This window comes from Pseudomonas syringae group sp. 243L2 (assembly GCF_032587875.1).
GTDB classification, from domain to species: domain Bacteria; phylum Pseudomonadota; class Gammaproteobacteria; order Pseudomonadales; family Pseudomonadaceae; genus Aquipseudomonas; species Aquipseudomonas amygdali.
Genome location: NZ_JAWHPL010000017.1, coordinates 188837 through 206597 on the forward strand (window position 1 = coordinate 188837; position 17761 = coordinate 206597).

Here is a 17761-nt window from a genome sequence, read left to right on the forward strand (position 1 = left end):
ACCACTCGTTCCTGACAATCACACTACTTCCAGACGAATTTTGTGCTGATTCAGCAACTGCTGCAGCGCGGGCACAGGTGGCTGATCGGTTACCAGGCAGTCGATGAGGGTGATTGGCCCCAAGCGGACCATTGCATTGCGCCCGAACTTGCTCGAGTCAGCCGCCAGCAGCACTTTGCGTGCGTTGGCGATGATCGCCTGGGAAACCCGTACTTCCTGATAATCGAAATCCAGCAGGCTGCCGTCTTCATCAATACCGCTGATGCCGACCAGGGCGAAGTCCACCTTGAACTGGGTAATGAAGTCGATACTTCCCTGGCCCACGACGCCGCCGTCACGACGCACATTGCCGCCAGCTATCAGGACCTCGAAATCATCCTTGGTACTTAGGATCGATGCCACATGCAGGTTATTGGTGATGATCTTCAGGTTGTTGTGGTTGAGCAGGGCGCGGGCGATGGATTCGGTGGTGGTGCCGATATTGATGAACAACGAGGCGTTGTCCGGGATCTGTGCGGCGATGGCCTCGGCGATCCGTTGTTTTTCGTCGCGCATCTGATCCGCACGCATGGCGTAGGCGGTGTTTTCGATGCTGGAGTCATAGGCCGCGCCGCCGTGGTAGCGACGCAGCAGATTCATTTCCGCCAGTTGATTGATATCACGGCGGATGGTTTGTGGGGTCACGACGAACAGCGTCGCCATTTCCTCAATGCTGACGTAACCACGGTCACGGACCAGTTCGAGGATCTGTTGTTGGCGGGGAGGCAGGTTCATTGTTTTTCCTTGAGCGCCCTCTGCAAATGGCGCCCATCATGCCGCAGGCAAGTGTGACCTGTCAGCCGGAATCCTGTCCCCTCCGCACAACAGCGGGTATCACTCTTCGTTTTCGTGCGGTTCCCAGTCACGGGTCCGCGCGACAGCTTTTTGCCAGCCCGCGTAGAGTTTCTCGCGGTGGGCCTCTTCGCAGGAAGGTTCGAACACGCGCTCGATCACCGCCTTGTTGCGCAACTCGTCCAGGCTGCTCCAGAACCCGATCGCCAGACCGGCCAGGAACGCGGCGCCCAAGGCTGTTGTTTCACGCATTTGCGGGCGTTCAACGTGGGTGCCGAGAATGTCCGCCTGGAACTGCATCAGGAAGTTGTTGGCCACGGCACCGCCGTCCACGCGCAGTGACTTGAGGCGTTCGCCGGAGTCCTGCTGCATCGCATCAAGTACGTCGCGGGTTTGATAGGCGATGGATTCCAGCGCTGCACGGATGATGTGATCAACCTTCACGCCACGGGTCAGGCCGAACAGTGCGCCTCGTGCATACGGGTCCCAGTAGGGCGCACCCAGACCGGTGAACGCCGGCACCAGATACACGCCGTTGCTGTCCTTGACCTTGCTGGCAAAGTATTCGGTGTCCAGCGCGTCGTTGATGAGTTTGAGTTCGTCGCGCAGCCACTGCACGGTCGAGCCACCGTTGAACACGGCGCCTTCCAATGCGTAAGCCACTTCACCGCGAGGCCCGCAGCCAATGGTAGTCAGCATGCCATGCGCCGATTTCACCGCTTTCTTGCCGGTGTTCATCAGCAGGAAGCAGCCGGTGCCGTAGGTGTTCTTGGCTTGGCCGGGTTCGACACACATTTGGCCGAACAGCGCCGCCTGTTGGTCGCCTGCGATACCGGCAATCGGGATGCCGCTCTTGCTGTGGCCGTAGACCTCGGAAGAGCCTTTGACTTCTGGCAGGATCTCACGCGGGATATCCAGCACATCGAGCATGCGCTGATCCCATTCCAGCGTATGGATGTTGAACAGCATGGTCCGCGAGGCGTTGGTGTAGTCGGTAACGTGCACCTTGCCGCCGGTGAATTTCCAGATCAGCCAGGTATCGATGGTGCCGAACATCAGTTCGCCTTTGCGGGCGCGCTCGCGGCTGCCTTCGACGTTGTCCAGAATCCACTTGACCTTCGAACCGGAGAAGTACGGGTCAATCACCAGGCCTGTAGTGTCCTTGATGTACTCCTCAAGACCGTCACGCTTGAGCTGCTGGCAAATCTCGGTGCTGCGTCGGCACTGCCAGACAATTGCGTTGTAGATAGGGCGGCCGGTATCGCGCTCCCAGATGACGGTGGTTTCGCGCTGGTTGGTGATACCGATGGCAGCGATCTGGTTATGGTGCAGATCAGCCTGCGCCAGCGCCTTGGTCATGCACGCAGTCTGAGTGGCGAAGATTTCCATCGGGTCGTGCTCGACCCAGCCTGCCTGCGGATAGTGCTGTACGAATTCGCTTTGGGCAGTGCTCACCACGTTGGCATCGCGGTCGAAAATAATGGCGCGCGAGCTGGTGGTGCCCTGGTCAAGAGCAATGATGTAGTTCTTGTTCTGTGTGTCAGTCATGTCGATTGCCTTGCATTGTTGGGTGGGATTCAGTTGGGTGAGATTCAAATTGAGTGAAATTCAAGATGAAGCCTGAACTTTGCCGCGAACCACTGGAGCATTTTTTTCGTTTTCAACAGGATCGGCACTCGGCAGATGACGCGCAATCAGCGCGCGATAGCCAGCAGCACCAAGGCAGGCGCCCAGGATGGGCGCAAAAATCGGAACCAGGAAATAAGGAATGTCACGACCACCGGTGAAGGCTATTTCACCCCAGCCAGCGAAGAACGTCATCAGCTTTGGACCGAAGTCGCGCGCCGGGTTCATGGCAAAACCGGTCAGCGGGCCCATCGAGCTGCCGATCACCGCCACCAGCAGGCCTATCAGCAAGGGTGCCAGCGGGCCGCGCGGCAAACCGTTGCTGTCATCGCCCAGAGCCATGATGACGCCCATCAGAATGGTGGTGATGACCACTTCGACCAGAAACGCCTGACCCACGGAAATGGCAGGGTTTGGATAGGTCGAGAACACCGACGCCAGTTCAAGGCTCTGTTCGCTGCCGCGAATGATGTGGTGCGCGTGTTCGAAGTCGAAAAAAAGACTGATGTACAACAGGTACACCAAGCCAGCTCCGCAGAACGCGCCTGCGATTTGCGCCGAGATATAAAAAGGCAATTTGCGTTTTTCGAAACCGGCAAACAGACTCAGCGCGATGCTGACGGCCGGGTTGAGGTGGGCACCTGAAATGCCGGCGCTGAGGTAGATCCCCATGCTGACGGCCATGCCCCAGATGATGCAGATTTCCCACAAGCCGAAAGTGGCTCCCGCGACCTTGAGCGCTGCAACGCATCCTGTGCCGAAAAAAATCATCAGGGCTGTGCCAAGAAATTCAGCTACACATTGCCCGGTGAGTGTCGGTTGTTTTAGTGCGATGGTCATGGATACCTCATTTTTGTTTTTGTCTCGGCACCCTGAGACAGGCATGGGTGCTCGTTATTCGTGCGTATCAGAAAAACCCCATTTCTGATCGCTGGTGCGAGTTATACCGAAAAACCGCTTTCGATAATATTCGTAAACGAAAAAATATAGACAAGAAACAACGCTGTCAAAGGTCGGAACCGAACGGTCATGGAGTGGATACGAGCCCGCACAGCCGCTTTATACCGGGATTTTATGGCTGTTACCAAAAAGCCATCAGTGTTGCAGGTGGCGTGAATCAAGGCATGTTCACTTTACTTGGCTTAAAGTGGCAGGCAGTCGGAAGCCTAAGGAGCGTTGCATGACCCCTGCATTGGATTTACTGAAAAAACTTCGCGCCGAACATCGTATCCACAGTTACGAACACGATCCCAAAGCAGCGTCATATGGGCTGGAAGCAGCGGAAAAGCTGGGGCTGGAGCCCGCGCGGGTTTTCAAGACATTGTTGGCCAGTACCGAAAAGGGCGAGTTACTGGTCGCCGTAGTGCCGGTCGTCGGAACGCTTGATCTGAAGGCTCTGGCACAGGCCGCCGGGGCGAAAAAAACCGAAATGGCTGACCCCGCGGCGGCGCAGCGCTCAACGGGCTACCTGTTGGGTGGCATCAGCCCACTGGGCCAGAAGAAGCGCCTGCGTACGTTCATTGACGACACAGCGCAGGGTTTTGAGAGTATTTACGTCAGCGCCGGGAGGAGGGGGCTGGAGGTTGAGCTTTCGGCAGCCGTGCTGGCCGAGCATACGCAGGCTCGGTTCGCACCGATTGGCAGGGAATAAGCTGGGGCTCAGTGATTGACCGTATGCGCCGCGACGCTGCCTGGCGCTGCAAACAGCACCAGATGGTCAGCTGCCACCCGAATGCCGACTTCCTCGCCCTGGCTGTGATCGGCATGACTGGGGAAAATGGCTTCAAGTTGGCTGCCGGTAGACAGCTGCAGGCGATACAGCGTCGATGCGCCCTGAAATGTTCGACCGATTACCCGCGCTTTCAGGTCGCTTTGCGGCGCGTAGACGATATCGTCAGGTCGCAGCAAGACATCCACGGCGCTGCCGCTGACGCCCGGATATGCCCGGTTGCCACGCAGAACACCCAGTTCGGTGCGCACCGATTCGGGGTCTATCATCTGCCCGCGAATGAAATACCCCTGGCCAATGAAGCTGGCAACAAAGGGTGTGCGAGGTTCGTGATACAGGTTGTAAGGCGTATCCCACTGCTCCAGGCGACCCTCCTTGAATACGCCGACATGATCGCTGACCGCGAAAGCCTCTTCCTGATCATGGGTCACCAGAATGGCACTGGTGCCACGCGCCTTGAGAATATCGCGCACCTCATGGCTCAGACGTCTACGCAACTCGCCATCCAGGTTGGAGAAGGGTTCATCGAGCAACAACAGTTGTGGCTCCGGTGCGAGCGCCCTGGCCAGGGCCACTCGTTGCTGCTGCCCACCGGACAACTCGTGAGGGTAGCGTTTGCCCAGGGCGCCGAGGTTGACCAGTTCAAGCAACTCGGCGACTACCTGATCCAGCCGCGGGTGGTTGCGAATGCCGAATGCGATGTTCTCGGCGACGCTCAGGTGCGGGAACAGCGCGTAATCCTGAAACACCATGCCGATGCGACGCTTCTCCGGTGCCAGAGTCCAGCCCGGACGGGAAATGACTTCGCCCGCCAGGGTTATCTCCCCTGCATGTATCGGCTCGAAACCGGCAATCGCACGCAGTGTGGTGGTCTTGCCGCAGCCCGATGAACCCAGCAGGCAGCCGATATCACCCGCGTTAAGGTGCAGATTCAACTCCTGCACCACGCGCTGATTCTGGTAGCCGCACGCCAGATTGCGCAGGTTCAGCAGCAACTGGCTCATGCGCGCTGATGGGACGGCGCGACGAGAAACTCCAGCAACGCTTTCTGTGCGTGCAGGCGATTTTCAGCTTGATCCCACGCGACCGAACGCGAATCATCCAGCAGATCTACACTGATTTCTTCGCCACGGTGGGCAGGCAGACAGTGCATGAACAGTACGTCCTTGTCGGCCAGGTCGAGCAAGGCGCGCGTTACCTGAAACGGTGCGAACAACGCCATGCGCCGAGCGGTTTCCTCTTCCTGACCCATGGAGGTCCACACGTCGGTGCTGACCAGGTGTGCGCCGGCGACCGCTGCTTTCGGGTCGCGGACAATGGTCACTCGCTCACCGGCCAGCGCCAGGAACTCGGGGTTCGGCTCGTAACCGGCAGGGCAGGCCACGCGCAACTGGAAGTCGAACTGAATGGCCGCTTCTATATAGCTATTGCACATGTTGTTGCCATCGCCGATCCAGGCGACGGTCTTGCCTTTGATCGAGCCGCGATGCTCCAGAAAGGTTTGCATGTCGGCCAGCAACTGGCATGGGTGCAGGTCATCCGACAGACCATTGATAACCGGAACGCGGGAATTGGCGGCGAATTCGGTCAGATTACTGTGCGCGTAGGTACGGATCATTACCGCATCGAGCATGCGTGACATCACTTTTGCGCTGTCGGCAATTGGCTCGCCACGGCCCAATTGGGTGTCACGATGGGACAAAAAGATGGCCTGGCCACCCAACTGAATCATCCCTGCTTCAAAAGAAAGACGGGTACGTGTCGAGGATTTCTCGAAAATCATCCCCAATACCCGGTTCTTCAGCGGCTCAAAAAGCTCACCGCGATTTCGCAGGTCTTTGAGCTCTACGCCACGACGGATCAAGCCCAGGAGTTCATCTGGGGTGTAATCCATCATCGAGAGAAAGTGCCTGGCGTTCATGATTAACTACCTTTTTTGCAACAGACCGCAGGTTATCAAAGCCGGTTTTTATCGGGAAAACGGGCGAGACCTGCGGCGGAAGCCGCACGAGGCGACGAATAAGAAAGGCGCGATAGTATAAAAAAATGTCGCGTCTTACCAATAGCATGCTGTTTTCTGAAACACCGATGTCACTGGCGCTCCCTTTCAGGGGGCACTGTTATTCTTTGTTGACGAGTTAAAAACTGGCTAAGCTGATGAGGCCAATAGCCATCTCTGCTTTTTCCGAAGGCAGCATTTGTACACTGCTCAAATAGCGCTTGGCAATTAGTACCAATCCTGCAACAGTCCGGGTTTGCGCGGGTGCGCTGAATGCGACCCGCTTCACGGGCTGGAAACAAGGACCGTTTCTTTAATGCCGGGCGTAGGTTATAAATCGTTGCCGATACATTACTGATCGAGGGGTGGGGAATGGACTCAAAAGAGCGTCAACTAACGGAGTTACTCGGGCTGACCGCCCGCACGCTTACCCATCTGACCGCCTCAATGACCTCGATGTCCTTTGAGTTGCTGCGCAGCGAGGACGAAGTCACGCGTAATGCGGGGCGGCGCATGATTGATCGCATGGCGACCATCAGCTCAGGGCTCGACGAGCACTGGCGCCTGATCGGTGACCTGACCGGTGTTCACCTGGCTCAGGAGCAGGTCGAAACCGTCACTGAAATCCAGCTGCAGCGCAAGGTCGTCACGCCTATCGGCGGCTGATACGGTCTACTCATCGGCGCGCCTGATGCTCCCCGATTCACATGACAAACGTCAGTGGCGCGGGGTATTGGCAGCGGCCATAGTGCTTGTCAGGCAATCAACCGGATTGCCACGACAAGATCTGAGGCTGTGATGACCCGGACTGAACACTACCGCGCCTGCCACCTGTGCGAGGCCATTTGCGGTCTTGCCATCGAGACCGTTACCGAGCCGGATTCCGCCCCGCGCATCACCTCGATCAAGGGTGACCCGCTGGACACTTTCAGCCGTGGCCACATCTGCCCCAAGGCTGTTGCGCTGCAAGACATTCAGAACGACCCCGACCGCTTGCGACAGCCGATGCTACGCAGCGGTGATCAGTGGCAGCCGATTGCCTGGCAGCAGGCGTTCGATCTGGTGGCGGAGCGGCTTTACGCCATTCAGCAGCGCCATGGGCAGAACGCGGTAGCGGTCTATCAGGGCAACCCCAGCGTGCATAACTACGGGTTGATGACCCATAGCAATTACTTTCTCGGTCTGCTCAAGACCCGCAATCGTTTTTCGGCGACGTCGGTCGATCAGTTGCCGCACCACCTCACCAGTTTCCTGATGTATGGCCACGGCATGCTGTTGCCGATTCCGGATATCGATCACACCGACTTCATGCTGATCCTGGGTGGCAACCCATTGGCGTCCAACGGCAGCATCATGACCGTGCCGGATGTTGAGAAGCGTCTGAAAGCCATCCAGCAGCGCGGCGGTAAACTCGTGGTCATCGACCCGCGCCGCAGTGAGACGGCGGCCATCGCCGACCAGCACCTGTTCGTGCGTCCGGGCGGTGATGCAGCGCTGCTGTTCGGGCTGCTCAATACTCTGTTTGAAGAAGGCCTGACTCGCGAGAGTCACTTGCCTATCGATGGCCTGGATCAGGTGCGACACGCCATTGCAGGTTTCACTGCGCAGGCCATGAGCCCACGCTGCGGCATTGCCGCCGAGCAGATCCGGCAACTGGCGCGGGATTTTGCTGCAGCCGACAAGGCGGTCTGTTATGGCCGAATGGGGGTGTCGACCCAGGCCTTCGGCACGCTGTGTCACTGGTTGGCGCAACTGATCAATCTGGTGACCGGCAACCTGGATCGCGTGGGCGGAACGCTGTGTACGGAGCCCGCAGTTGACCTCGTCAGTTCGACTTCGGGCGGCCATTTCAATCTATGGCAAAGCCGGGTGTCCGGCCTGCCTGAGTACGGCGGCGAGTTGCCGGTTTCAGCGCTCGCCGAGGAAATGCTCGTGGACGGGGAAGGGCAGGTTCGCGCGCTGGTGACTGTCGCGGGTAACCCGGTTCTGTCCACCCCCAATGGCCGTCAGTTGGAACAGGCGCTCGAAGGTCTGGAGTTCATGCTCAGCATTGATCTGTACATCAACGAAACTACCCGCCACGCCGACTTGATCCTGCCGTCCACCTCAGCGTTGGAAAACGATCACTACGACACCACCTTCAATACCCTGGCAGTGCGCAACGTCACTCGCTTCAATCAGGCCATTTTCGACAAGCCCGAAGGTGCGCTGCATGACTGGGAGATCTTTGTCGGTCTGGCCAGATCATTTGCAGCCCAGGCGCAGCGTGAACTCAAACCGACCCTGCCACCCGCGCAGATGATCGATCGCGGGTTGCGCGCAGGCTTCTATGGCGATGCATCGCCGCACAAACTGTCACTGGAAACGCTGGCCAGTCACCCGCATGGGCTTGATCTGGGCGCGTTGAAGCCTAACCTCACCGAACGCCTGAAAACCGCCAATGGGCGGATTCAGGCGGCCCCAGAGGTCATCATGGCCGACCTGACGCGCTTCGCTGCCGATCCCGCTCCCGATTCCGGAGCGTTGTTGCTGATTGGTCGTCGACACGTGCGCAGCAATAATTCGTGGATGCATAACTATCACAGGCTGGTAAAAGGCAAGCCCCGGCATCAATTGCTGATGCACCCTGACGATCTTGCCTGTCGTGGTTTGAGCGATGGCCAGCAGGTTCGGGTCAGCTCCCGGGTCGGGACGATCGAGGTGCAAGTGTTGGGCAGTCTGGACATGATGCCCGGAGTGGTCAGCCTGCCGCATGGCTGGGGGCATTCGCGTGCGGGGGTGAAAATGGATATTGCCCGGAGTCAGCCAGGGGTGAGCGCCAATGACCTGACCGACGAACGGCAACTCGACGTACTCTCCGGCAATGCGGCGTTGAACGGTGTGTCGGTACAGGTGGCTGCCTGTTAAGGCTCAAGACAGAGCGTCATGCTCGGGATTTCGTTACAATGCGCCACCGTGCCGACAACTGAGTCGGATATTTCAGCCGAGGTGCTCCATGGATATCATCGAAACGATCAAAGAGCAGATTGCCAACAACACCATTCTGCTTTACATGAAAGGCGCTCCGAATGCCCCTCAATGCGGCTTTTCGGCCAAGGCTTCCCAGGCATTGATGGCGTGTGGCGAAAAATTTGCCTACGTCGACATTCTGCAAAACCCTGAAATTCGCGCCAACCTGCCAAAGTACGCCAACTGGCCGACTTTCCCGCAACTGTGGGTGGCTGGCGAACTGGTCGGCGGTAGCGACATCATCACCGAAATGATGGCTGATGGTTCGCTGCAAACGCTGGTCAAGGAAGCATCGGCCGCCAAAGCCGAGTAAAGCCTTGCGCTGCAGCGTGGGCACGATCGTCGAGATTATCGTGCCCTGCGCTCAAGCCTGGTTTTACGCACAAGAAAAAGCCCGCTCTCGATTGAGGCGGGCTTTTTCATTGCAACGCAACCGGTAAATCAGTCGCCCATCTGCGACTGCAGGTAGTTCTCGATACCGACCTTGACGATCAGACCCAGCTGGGTCTCGAGCCAGTCGATTTGCTCTTCCTTGGGCTCGAGGATGTCTTCCAGCAGTTCACGGCTGCCGAAGTCACCTACCGTTTCGAAGTGAGCGATGGCCGCTTTCAGATCAGCCAGGCCTTTCTGCTCGATCTTCAGGTCGCACTCCAGCATTTCCTTGGTGTGCTCGCCAATCAGGATCTTGCCCAGATCCTGCAGGTTTGGCAGCCCTTCAAGGAACAGCGTGCGCTTGATCAGCTTGTCAGCGTACTTCATCGCATGGATGGATTCTTTGTACTCATGGCCGCCGAGCTTTTTCAGACCCCAGTCTTCATACATGCGCGCATGCAGGAAATACTGATTGATGGCGACCAGCTCGTTTCCGAGGATCTTGTTGAGATGCTGGATGACTGTAATGTCGCCTTTCATGTTCGAGGTCCTGCCGGTGGCTTGTGTATATAAGCGCCGAGTGTGAGCCGCGCTTAAACGCCTGTCAAACCTAAGTTGTTGAATAATAAGTGAATTTAAATAGGAATAAGAATGTTTGAGTTCCGCATCTTGACGCTAAGCGCTTGAATTACAGGCATAAAAAAACCGGGCAGGGTGCCCGGTTCTTTAAAAGAGGGGTATTCAGGCGGCTGAAAATTCTGCTGGATAGGCCAGCGATGCCTGAGTGGTTTGCAGTTCTGTCAGCGTGTCACGCACCACTTCCTTCGCAAGGCAGGCGCATTTTCCGCATTTACTCGCAACACCCAGCGTTTCACGGACTTCACGATAACTGCAGCAGCCTTCCAGAATTGCATCCCGGATTTGACCGTCTGTGACACCTTGGCAAAGACAAACATACATAAGCTATTGACCGTCGCTGGTTTATTGCTTGGTGCCGAGGAGCTTAATGTTAATGAGAATGCTTGTCAAAACTGTTTTTGGTTCGATTCAGGTAGAACGATGAGTGGTTGTTTTCAGAGTCAGCGTATCCAGATATCCCGTTCCAGACAGGCATGAAAAAACCGGCGCGAAGCCGGTCCGTTCACTGGCGTGCCGACGTTAGTCGTCGAAGTCTTCCCAGCCGCCCATTTCCTTCCAGCGGTTGACGATGCCGCAGAACAGCTCTGCAGTCTTCTCGGTGTCGTAGCGAGCCGAGTGGGCCTCGCGGCCGTCGAAGTCGATTCCGGCAGCCTGGCAGGCCTTGGCCAGCACGGTCTGACCGTAGGCCAGGCCTGCGAGGGTAGCGGTGTCGAAGCTTGAGAACGGGTGAAACGGGTTGCGCTTCATGTCCATTCGCGCGACAGCGGCATTGACGAAGCCGAGGTCGAAGCTGGCGTTGTGGCCGACCAGCACGGCGCGTTTGCAGCCATTGGCCTTGAGAGCCTTGCGCACGCCGCGGAAGATGTCGTTCATTGCGGTTTCTTCGCTGACCGCCATGCGCAACGGGTGATCCAGCTTGATACCGGTAAACTCCAGCGCAGCGGCTTCGATGTTGGCACCTTCGAACGGCTCTACGCGGAAGAAATAGGTGTGTTCCGGGAACACGAAGCCTCTTTCATCCATGCCGATGGTCACGGCAGCAATTTCCAGCAGTGCGTCGGTGGCTGAGTTGAAACCGCCGGTTTCTACGTCGACGACCACGGGCAGGTAGCCGCGAAAGCGTGCTGCCATCGGGTGACGAGAACCGCCGCCACCGCCGTGGCCTTCGTGTTCGTCGTCAAAATGATCTTCACTCACGCGTGTTCCTCCAGACGCCAGCGCAGTTTTTCACCAGCGCGCAGCGGGATAACGGTCAACTCGCCAAACGGCAGGCTGGCAGGGGCGGTCCACTCGTCACGCACCAGCGTGATGGTGTCCTGATTGGCGGGCAGGCCGTAGAACGCCGGACCGTGAAGGCTGGCGAAGCCTTCCAGTTTGTCCAGAGCGTTACGCTGCTCGAAAGCTTCTGCATACAATTCGATGGCCGCGTAGGCGGTGTAGCAACCGGCGCAACCGCAAGCGTTTTCCTTGGCGTGTTGGGCGTGCGGTGCCGAGTCGGTACCCAGGAAGAACTTGCCGCTGCCACTGGTGGCGGCGTCGAGCAGGGAGGCCTGATGCGTATTGCGCTTGAGAATGGGCAGGCAATAGAAGTGCGGGCGAATGCCGCCAACCAGCATGTGATTACGGTTGTACAGCAGGTGATGCGCGGTGATGGTGGCCGCGACATTGGCCGATGCTTCATTGACGAACTGCACCGCTTCACCGGTGGTGATGTGTTCAAACACCACTTTTAGCGTCGGGAAGCGTTCGACTACACGACGCAGGTGCTCATCGATGAAAACCTTTTCGCGATCGAATACGTCGATCTCGCCGCGTGTCACTTCCCCGTGTACCAGCAGGAGCATGCCGACTTCAGCCATGGCTTCGAGGGCAGGGAAGATCTTGTCGATGCTGGTGACACCGGAATCGGAGTTGGTGGTTGCACCGGCCGGATACAGCTTGGCGGCGTGCACGAAGCCACTGGCTTTCGCGGTACGGATGTCTTCAGGCGTGGTCTGGTCGGTGAGGTACAGCACCATCAACGGCTCGAAGCGGCTGCCGGCCGGGCGTGCAGCCAGAATGCGCTGACGATAGGCATCGGCTTGCTGCGCGTTGCGCACCGGAGGCACGAGGTTGGGCATGATGATTGCGCGGCCAAAAGTTCGCGCTACGTCAGCAACGGTATGAGGCAAGACAGCTCCGTCACGGAGGTGAATATGCCAGTCGTCGGGACGCAGGAGGGTCAGGCGGTCAGACATTGGGGATTCCAGGCGGGTCAAACTCGCTGGGAATGCTACCGGAAAAGACTCTCTCAGGCATCCGCTATCAAGTTTTGCACGAAGTTACCGATAGCCCCCTTGTCAGTCAGTCATTTTTTGTTTCGCGTTTATTTCCAGTGGAGCCTCCCGTGCGCCAGCGATATTTAGCCCTGCTCAGCATGTTTGCCAGCCTCCCGGCGATGGCTATCAGTTTCCAGACACGTCTGGAGAGCATCGAGTGGAAGGTCGAAGGCGATCAGTTCGAATGCCGCCTGACTCAGCCGATCACCGACTTCGGTGCCGGTGAGTTCGTGCGCCGTGCCGGTGAGCAGGCGACGTTTCGCCTCAAGGCTTCATACAACATGCTGGGCAACGGTTCCGCAACGCTGCTGGCCGCCGCAGCACCGTGGCAGCCGGGGCGCGGTGATATCAATCTGGGTTCGGTGCGCGTCAGCAATGGCGACATACCCTTCAATACTTCCCAGGCACAGGCCGGGCGCCTGATCAGTGGTCTGATGGACGGTCGCAGCCCGCTTATCCGTCACTACACCCGTGACGGTGGCCAGATGGAAGTGCGCCTGCTGCCGGTCAAGTTCAGCAAGGCGTTCAGCGATTACCAGGCGTGCACAGCCAAACTTCTGCCGATGAACTTCGATCAGGTCAAACAGGCTGAAGTAGGATTTCCCGGTGGCGGTATTGAACTGGATGCCCGTGCCAAGGCGCGTCTGGACAACATGGTGGCCTATCTGAAGGCCGACCCGACGGTTAACCGTATCGAGCTTGACGGCCATTCGGATAACAGTGGCAATCGACTCACCAACCGTGACCTTTCCCGCCGCCGTGCGCTGGCGGTCATGGACTACTTCAAGGCTCAGGGTATCCCCGAGCAGCAAATCACCCTGCGTTTTCACGGCGAACGCTACCCGCTGGTGCCCAACACCAATGAGGCCAATCGTGCGCGCAACCGCCGCGTGAACGTGCATCTGGAGCGTGTTGCGCCCGATGAGCGTCCGGTACCTGTAGCCTCTGCGGTCAGTGCAGCGCACACGTCCTGAGGGCTGCATAACGCTCCTGCCAAACGTCGCCTTGTCGTCACAAGCTGTCGCGCCCCTGTAAATTTGCTGGTTTGAACGGTAGAATCAGCGGTTTTCCGTACAACCCGGTGGAGTGATGGCATGGCGGACGTAAACAAGGTAGTTCTCGCGTATTCCGGTGGCCTGGATACTTCGGTAATCCTCAAGTGGCTGCAAGATACGTACAACTGCGAAGTGGTGACCTTTACCGCTGACCTGGGTCAGGGTGAAGAAGTCGAGCCGGCGCGCGCCAAGGCTCAGGCCATGGGCGTGAAAGAAATCTACATCGATGACCTGCGCGAAGAGTTCGTGCGTGATTTCGTGTTCCCGATGTTCCGTGCCAACACCGTCTATGAAGGCGAGTACCTGCTGGGCACTTCCATCGCTCGCCCGCTGATCGCCAAGCGCCTGATCGAGATCGCCAACGAAACCGGCGCTGATGCCATTTCCCATGGTGCCACCGGCAAAGGCAACGATCAGGTGCGTTTCGAGCTGGGCGCCTATGCGCTCAAGCCAGGGGTCAAAGTGATTGCTCCGTGGCGTGAATGGGACCTGCTCTCTCGTGAGAAGCTGATGGACTACGCCGAGAAGCACAACATTCCGATCGAGCGCCACGGCAAGAAGAAATCCCCGTACTCGATGGATGCCAACCTGCTGCACATCTCCTATGAGGGCGGCGTGCTGGAAGACACCTGGACCGAGCACGAAGAAGACATGTGGCGCTGGACCAAGTCCCCTGAGGACGCGCCGAACGTTGCAACTTATCTGGAGCTGACCTACCGCAATGGCGACATCGTTGCGCTGGACGGCGTTGAGATGACGCCTGCCACTGTGTTGGCGACCCTGAACCGCATCGGTGGCGAAAACGGCATCGGACGTCTGGATATCGTTGAAAACCGCTACGTGGGCATGAAGTCCCGTGGCTGCTACGAGACACCGGGCGGCACCATCATGCTGCGCGCTCACCGCGCCATTGAATCGATCACCCTGGATCGTGAAGTCGCCCACCTCAAGGACGAACTGATGGCCAAGTACGCCAGCCTGATCTACACCGGTTACTGGTGGAGCCCGGAGCGTCTTATGCTGCAGCAGATGATCGACGCGTCTCAGGCCCATGTGAACGGTGTTGTACGTCTGAAGCTTTATAAGGGCAATGTGATCGTCACCGGTCGCAAGTCGGACGATTCGTTGTTCGATGCCAATATTGCTACCTTTGAAGATGACGCAGGCGCCTATGATCAGGCTGATGCGGCAGGCTTCATAAAGCTCAATGCCTTGCGTATGCGTATTGCTGCGAATAAAGGCCGCAAGCTGTTCTGATGCTGCTGGTTGTTCGATGAGTGCAGCCCTTGCGGGGCTGCACTTTAAACCCGGGTTCCCCGTCACGCCTGTAAAGCGTCAACGCCTGTAGCCATTTCTCGAATTCAGGCTCCCTGACAAGTTACTCATTGTTCATGAGTGTTTCGAAACCGTCCTGCCGGACACTCAATGTGTTTTCGGTGTTGCAGTGCGCGTTTGATATTGACAGCGTATTTCCTTCGGCAAGTCATGTAAGAAGTCTTTAGCCGGGTGCAGGCGATCATGTACCACCGCCTATGTACTCATTAAATCCGTTCTTACCGTTCATGGCGAAAAGCGCAGGTGTGCTTTTGGTTTTTTCCTACAGTAGCTGTCGAAGTTAAAAGCAAGGGGCCTGGTGCTTTCTGCGTGGCAGTCGAAACTTATGCACTCGGTACCTGTTTTAGAGTCTGGCCTCAGGGCGTGTCGCTCTCGCGTTGTTGCCTGAACTCGAATCGATAGGCTTTGCCGATATTCCATACCTGGCGAAGGCTCAGGTCCAGTAGCTGGGCAATCTCGGCTGCGGTATAGCCCAGCGCCGAGTAATGCATGGCGTGGCCGGCCACCACGTCGTCGATATCCGTAGTGTCATGACGGGCGTCCCTGCGGGTGGTGAGCATGGGCTGACTGACAGCGATCGTCACACCGTTTTCGGTGGCCAGTTGGCGAACGTCTTTTTTATTCATGCGTAATGAATATTGCAGCGCTGTGAAGCCTGCGCCCTTGGCGGCCAGGTATTTGAGTTGTTCAAGCTTGCCAGCGTGTTCAGGCCCGTCTGGCAGGGTTGGCGCTGTATCAGTTGAGGAAGGGTTTGATGCGCCTGCCACCTCTCCATCGGGTATGACTGCAATAATACCGCCTTTGGCAACAAAGTTTTCCACAGCGGTGATTAACTCAGAGGCGGTGGGTATTGATGAGCGCGTGCGCGCATATCTAGTATTCATGGTGTGTCCCTTTTTGAACATGGTTATACACAGAGCCCATTCAAAAGAGTTGCCAGGCACTCAGTGTTTGTCACGCAGCAGCTCGCCTGATGAGCCGTGTACGTAACACCTGAATTCAGCCGGTTCGCGTAATACACCGAGTTCGTGTAAACGCGCCGCTCATGAACTGCAAAGCTGTATTACCTAATGATAGGGTTTCATAGGGCTGCACATAGTTAATGGCAGTAAATAATAAAGTTTCTGTTAAAAAAGTAACGACTGGTAATAAAATTTGCAAGTGAAAAATGGCGTGTCTCCAGAATTGATGTGTCGTTCTTTATAAAGTCTTACGTGTTGTAATGTTGCGTCCGTGAATTTTGTAGTACGTTTCCTATTCGATTCCCTGTGTCTGGACCTGAAATAAAAAATGGTATTTGCTACTTGCTGAAGGAGCTACTTATGGTCTTGAATGATGTAGGGTTATGCTATGGTGTGTGTAAGATTTTGCGACAGTTCAAGGGTCGGTGGATTACCATTATTTAGCGTTTGTCGGCAGTGGCCCAATATGGCAGGCCGCGTTTATGTTGTGCGCTTCCGTTGTAGGACTTTTCTTTCAGGCCTGTAGGGTGTGTCCTTAAATAAATATTTGTACGAAATTCCGTAATGGATGTGTAATTTTTAATCCCCGTTTACGTATGTAATGCGTGGTGTGTATTCACTGATTTTCCATCATGGGGTTTCGGGTAAGGCATCCGGATGCAAGGCCTCTATAGTTGGCTGGCTATCTGGATAAAGGCTGTAATGCCTGCCAGCGCCCTATATCGATGTGCGAGCGGCGAGACAAAGATCGATGAAAACTGATGGCAGTCCTGCATTTTCCTGGCGTACAGGTAGTGGCCTGCCTTCAAATGATTCAGCTCAAGGGTTTTCAACTGTTTTTGCTGGCGATAAGCCATGTGTCAGGCGTGTTCTGACGGTGATGCAAAAATAGTGTGGCGATACTTTTAACAGATGCAGCAAGGTCATTTTTGAACGTAAAAGTTTGGCCGGGTTTTGCTGCATGCATTTACTGACTGGCGCTGCGATGCTTATGCCGTAGCCGCCAGCAATAAAAAATCACCAGATTCCGAAAAGGAAGGCTCTGTGAAAATTAATAAAAAATGTACGTTCCTGCCGAGTTTTGTAGGAAGTTTCTGCTGTAATTGTAGGAATGGTCTTTGGCTGTCAGTCCACAAGGGTGAGCGCCATGCAAAGCAGTAAACGACTAAGTTATTGTGCTGGCTCTGAAAATTCGAATAGCGAAAAATGGACTGCCCATGAATAAAGTGCTGATCGTGGATGATCATCCCGTCATTCGCCTTGCTGTACGCATGCTGATGGAGCGTCATGGCTATGAGGTCATCGCGGAGACTGACAACGGTGTGGATGCGCTGCAACTGGCTCGTGAGCACCTTCCTGATATCGTCATTCTTGATATTGGTATCCCCAAGCTCGACGGGCTGGAAGTCATTGCCCGCCTGTCAGCCATGACATTGCCGTTCAAGGTCCTGATTCTGACGTCTCAGGCACCCGGCCACTTTTCCATGCGCTGCATGCAGGCAGGGGCCGCCGGATATGTCTGCAAGCAACAGGACCTGACCGAGCTGCTCAGCGCTATCAAGGCGGTACTCTCGGGGTACAGCTACTTTCCCAATCAGGCGTTGCATACTGTTCGCTCCAGTATGGGCAACGCGAGCGAGTCGGACATGGTTGACCGACTTTCCGGCAGGGAGATGATGGTTCTGCAACAACTGGCCAGAGGCAAGACCAACAAGGAAATTGCAGACGGTATGTTTCTGAGCAATAAAACCGTCAGTACCTACAAAACGCGTTTGCTGCTCAAGCTCAACGCGCATTCACTGGTCGATCTGATCGAGCTCGCCCAGCGTAACGGGCTGGTCTGAGTAGCCGGCCTGTTTGAGAAGGGCGTGTGCCTGATGTCCACG

The 17761-nt window shown here is 56.5% G+C and carries 17 protein-coding genes; 7 read left to right on the plus strand and 10 right to left on the minus strand.

The annotated features are described in order from the left end of the window. Window positions 1-18: 18 nt before the first annotated feature. From RYB66_RS09935 to RYB66_RS09945, 3 genes are all read right to left on the minus strand, one after another. Entirely contained in the window at window positions 19-774 is a 756-nt protein-coding gene (locus RYB66_RS09935; RefSeq protein ID WP_003363617.1) for a DeoR/GlpR family transcriptional regulator, read from the minus strand. A 99-nt stretch (window positions 775-873) separates the two neighbouring features. Next, complete coding sequence (gene glpK, locus RYB66_RS09940; protein ID WP_002554859.1) at window positions 874-2379, minus strand: glycerol kinase GlpK; 1506 nt, start codon at window positions 2377-2379, stop codon at window positions 874-876. A gap of 60 nt (window positions 2380-2439) precedes the next feature. Next, the gene (locus RYB66_RS09945; RefSeq protein ID WP_005732236.1) at window positions 2440-3297 is read right to left on the minus strand and encodes an MIP/aquaporin family protein; all 858 of its coding nucleotides are present in this window, start codon (window positions 3295-3297) and stop codon (window positions 2440-2442) included. Between the two features lie 340 nt (window positions 3298-3637). Here RYB66_RS09945 and ybaK point away from each other — a divergent pair, with 340 nt between their 5' ends. After that, the gene (ybaK, locus tag RYB66_RS09950; protein ID WP_004658186.1) at window positions 3638-4108 is read left to right on the plus strand and encodes a Cys-tRNA(Pro) deacylase; all 471 of its coding nucleotides are present in this window, start codon (window positions 3638-3640) and stop codon (window positions 4106-4108) included. Window positions 4109-4116: 8 nt separating this feature from the next. On the opposite strand, the gene RYB66_RS09955 is transcribed toward ybaK, so the two are convergent. Both RYB66_RS09955 and argF read right to left on the minus strand, forming a co-directional pair. Next, window positions 4117-5190 carry an ABC transporter ATP-binding protein gene (locus RYB66_RS09955; protein WP_004658185.1) on the minus strand — a complete coding sequence of 358 codons (1074 nt, stop codon included), beginning with the start codon at window positions 5188-5190 and terminating at the stop codon, window positions 4117-4119. After that, window positions 5187-6107 (minus strand): ornithine carbamoyltransferase, encoded by a 921-nt coding sequence (gene argF / locus RYB66_RS09960; RefSeq protein ID WP_002554855.1) that lies wholly within the window; start codon window positions 6105-6107, stop codon window positions 5187-5189. Before argF ends, RYB66_RS09955 begins: the two co-directional genes overlap by 4 nt. A gap of 450 nt (window positions 6108-6557) precedes the next feature. Here argF and RYB66_RS09965 point away from each other — a divergent pair, with 450 nt between their 5' ends. The 3 genes from RYB66_RS09965 (at window position 6558) to grxD (ending at window position 9507) form a co-directional block, all read left to right on the plus strand. After that, window positions 6558-6851, plus strand: coding sequence for a hypothetical protein (locus RYB66_RS09965; protein WP_002554854.1), 294 nt, complete (start codon window positions 6558-6560; stop codon window positions 6849-6851). Window positions 6852-6983: 132 nt separating this feature from the next. Continuing rightward, window positions 6984-9092, plus strand: coding sequence for a molybdopterin oxidoreductase family protein (locus RYB66_RS09970; protein WP_316894317.1), 2109 nt, complete (start codon window positions 6984-6986; stop codon window positions 9090-9092). Between the two features lie 88 nt (window positions 9093-9180). Next, the gene (grxD, locus tag RYB66_RS09975; RefSeq protein ID WP_002554852.1) at window positions 9181-9507 is read left to right on the plus strand and encodes a Grx4 family monothiol glutaredoxin; all 327 of its coding nucleotides are present in this window, start codon (window positions 9181-9183) and stop codon (window positions 9505-9507) included. A gap of 128 nt (window positions 9508-9635) precedes the next feature. Here grxD and bfr read toward each other — a convergent pair whose 3' ends face one another. From bfr to pyrC, 4 genes are all read right to left on the minus strand, one after another. Then, complete coding sequence (gene bfr, locus RYB66_RS09980; protein WP_002554851.1) at window positions 9636-10106, minus strand: bacterioferritin; 471 nt, start codon at window positions 10104-10106, stop codon at window positions 9636-9638. A 201-nt stretch (window positions 10107-10307) separates the two neighbouring features. After that, the gene (locus RYB66_RS09985) at window positions 10308-10526 is read right to left on the minus strand and encodes a bacterioferritin-associated ferredoxin (protein WP_002554850.1); all 219 of its coding nucleotides are present in this window, start codon (window positions 10524-10526) and stop codon (window positions 10308-10310) included. A gap of 198 nt (window positions 10527-10724) precedes the next feature. After that, a complete protein-coding gene (gene rnt, locus RYB66_RS09990; protein WP_002554849.1) occupies window positions 10725-11402 on the minus strand; it encodes a ribonuclease T in 678 nt (225 codons plus the stop codon). Next, window positions 11399-12442: a dihydroorotase gene (gene pyrC / locus RYB66_RS09995; RefSeq protein WP_002554848.1), complete on the minus strand. Its 1044-nt coding sequence runs from the start codon at window positions 12440-12442 to the stop codon at window positions 11399-11401. Before pyrC ends, rnt begins: the two co-directional genes overlap by 4 nt. Window positions 12443-12591: 149 nt before the next feature. Here pyrC and RYB66_RS10000 point away from each other — a divergent pair, with 149 nt between their 5' ends. After that, window positions 12592-13497, plus strand: coding sequence for a flagellar protein MotY (locus tag RYB66_RS10000; protein ID WP_004658181.1), 906 nt, complete (start codon window positions 12592-12594; stop codon window positions 13495-13497). A gap of 120 nt (window positions 13498-13617) precedes the next feature. Beyond that, complete coding sequence (locus RYB66_RS10005) at window positions 13618-14835, plus strand: argininosuccinate synthase (RefSeq protein WP_003412906.1); 1218 nt, start codon at window positions 13618-13620, stop codon at window positions 14833-14835. 434 nt (window positions 14836-15269) lie between these two features. Here RYB66_RS10005 and RYB66_RS10010 read toward each other — a convergent pair whose 3' ends face one another. Next, window positions 15270-15797, minus strand: a complete 528-nt coding sequence (locus tag RYB66_RS10010; RefSeq protein ID WP_316894319.1) for a hypothetical protein — start codon at window positions 15795-15797, stop codon at window positions 15270-15272. Between the two features lie 1295 nt (window positions 15798-17092). Here RYB66_RS10010 and RYB66_RS10015 point away from each other — a divergent pair. Then, on the plus strand, window positions 17093-17719 hold the full coding sequence (locus RYB66_RS10015) for a response regulator transcription factor (protein ID WP_002554843.1): 627 nt from the start codon (window positions 17093-17095) through the stop codon (window positions 17717-17719). Window positions 17720-17761: the final 42 nt, after the last annotated feature.

Coding starts and splice junctions, on each gene's coding strand:
- RYB66_RS09935 (WP_003363617.1), bottom strand. CDS start 774: ATGAACCTGCCTCCCCGCCAACAACAGATCCTCGAACTGGTCCGTGAC.
- glpK (WP_002554859.1), bottom strand. CDS start 2,379: ATGACTGACACACAGAACAAGAACTACATCATTGCTCTTGACCAGGGC.
- RYB66_RS09945 (WP_005732236.1), bottom strand. CDS start 3,297: ATGACCATCGCACTAAAACAACCGACACTCACCGGGCAATGTGTAGCT.
- ybaK (WP_004658186.1), top strand. CDS start 3,638: ATGACCCCTGCATTGGATTTACTGAAAAAACTTCGCGCCGAACATCGT.
- RYB66_RS09955 (WP_004658185.1), bottom strand. CDS start 5,190: ATGAGCCAGTTGCTGCTGAACCTGCGCAATCTGGCGTGCGGCTACCAG.
- argF (WP_002554855.1), bottom strand. CDS start 6,107: ATGAACGCCAGGCACTTTCTCTCGATGATGGATTACACCCCAGATGAA.
- RYB66_RS09965 (WP_002554854.1), top strand. CDS start 6,558: ATGGACTCAAAAGAGCGTCAACTAACGGAGTTACTCGGGCTGACCGCC.
- RYB66_RS09970 (WP_316894317.1), top strand. CDS start 6,984: ATGACCCGGACTGAACACTACCGCGCCTGCCACCTGTGCGAGGCCATT.
- grxD (WP_002554852.1), top strand. CDS start 9,181: ATGGATATCATCGAAACGATCAAAGAGCAGATTGCCAACAACACCATT.
- bfr (WP_002554851.1), bottom strand. CDS start 10,106: ATGAAAGGCGACATTACAGTCATCCAGCATCTCAACAAGATCCTCGGA.
- RYB66_RS09985 (WP_002554850.1), bottom strand. CDS start 10,526: ATGTATGTTTGTCTTTGCCAAGGTGTCACAGACGGTCAAATCCGGGAT.
- pyrC (WP_002554848.1), bottom strand. CDS start 12,442: ATGTCTGACCGCCTGACCCTCCTGCGTCCCGACGACTGGCATATTCAC.
- RYB66_RS10005 (WP_003412906.1), top strand. CDS start 13,618: ATGGCGGACGTAAACAAGGTAGTTCTCGCGTATTCCGGTGGCCTGGAT.
- RYB66_RS10010 (WP_316894319.1), bottom strand. CDS start 15,797: ATGAATACTAGATATGCGCGCACGCGCTCATCAATACCCACCGCCTCT.
- RYB66_RS10015 (WP_002554843.1), top strand. CDS start 17,093: ATGAATAAAGTGCTGATCGTGGATGATCATCCCGTCATTCGCCTTGCT.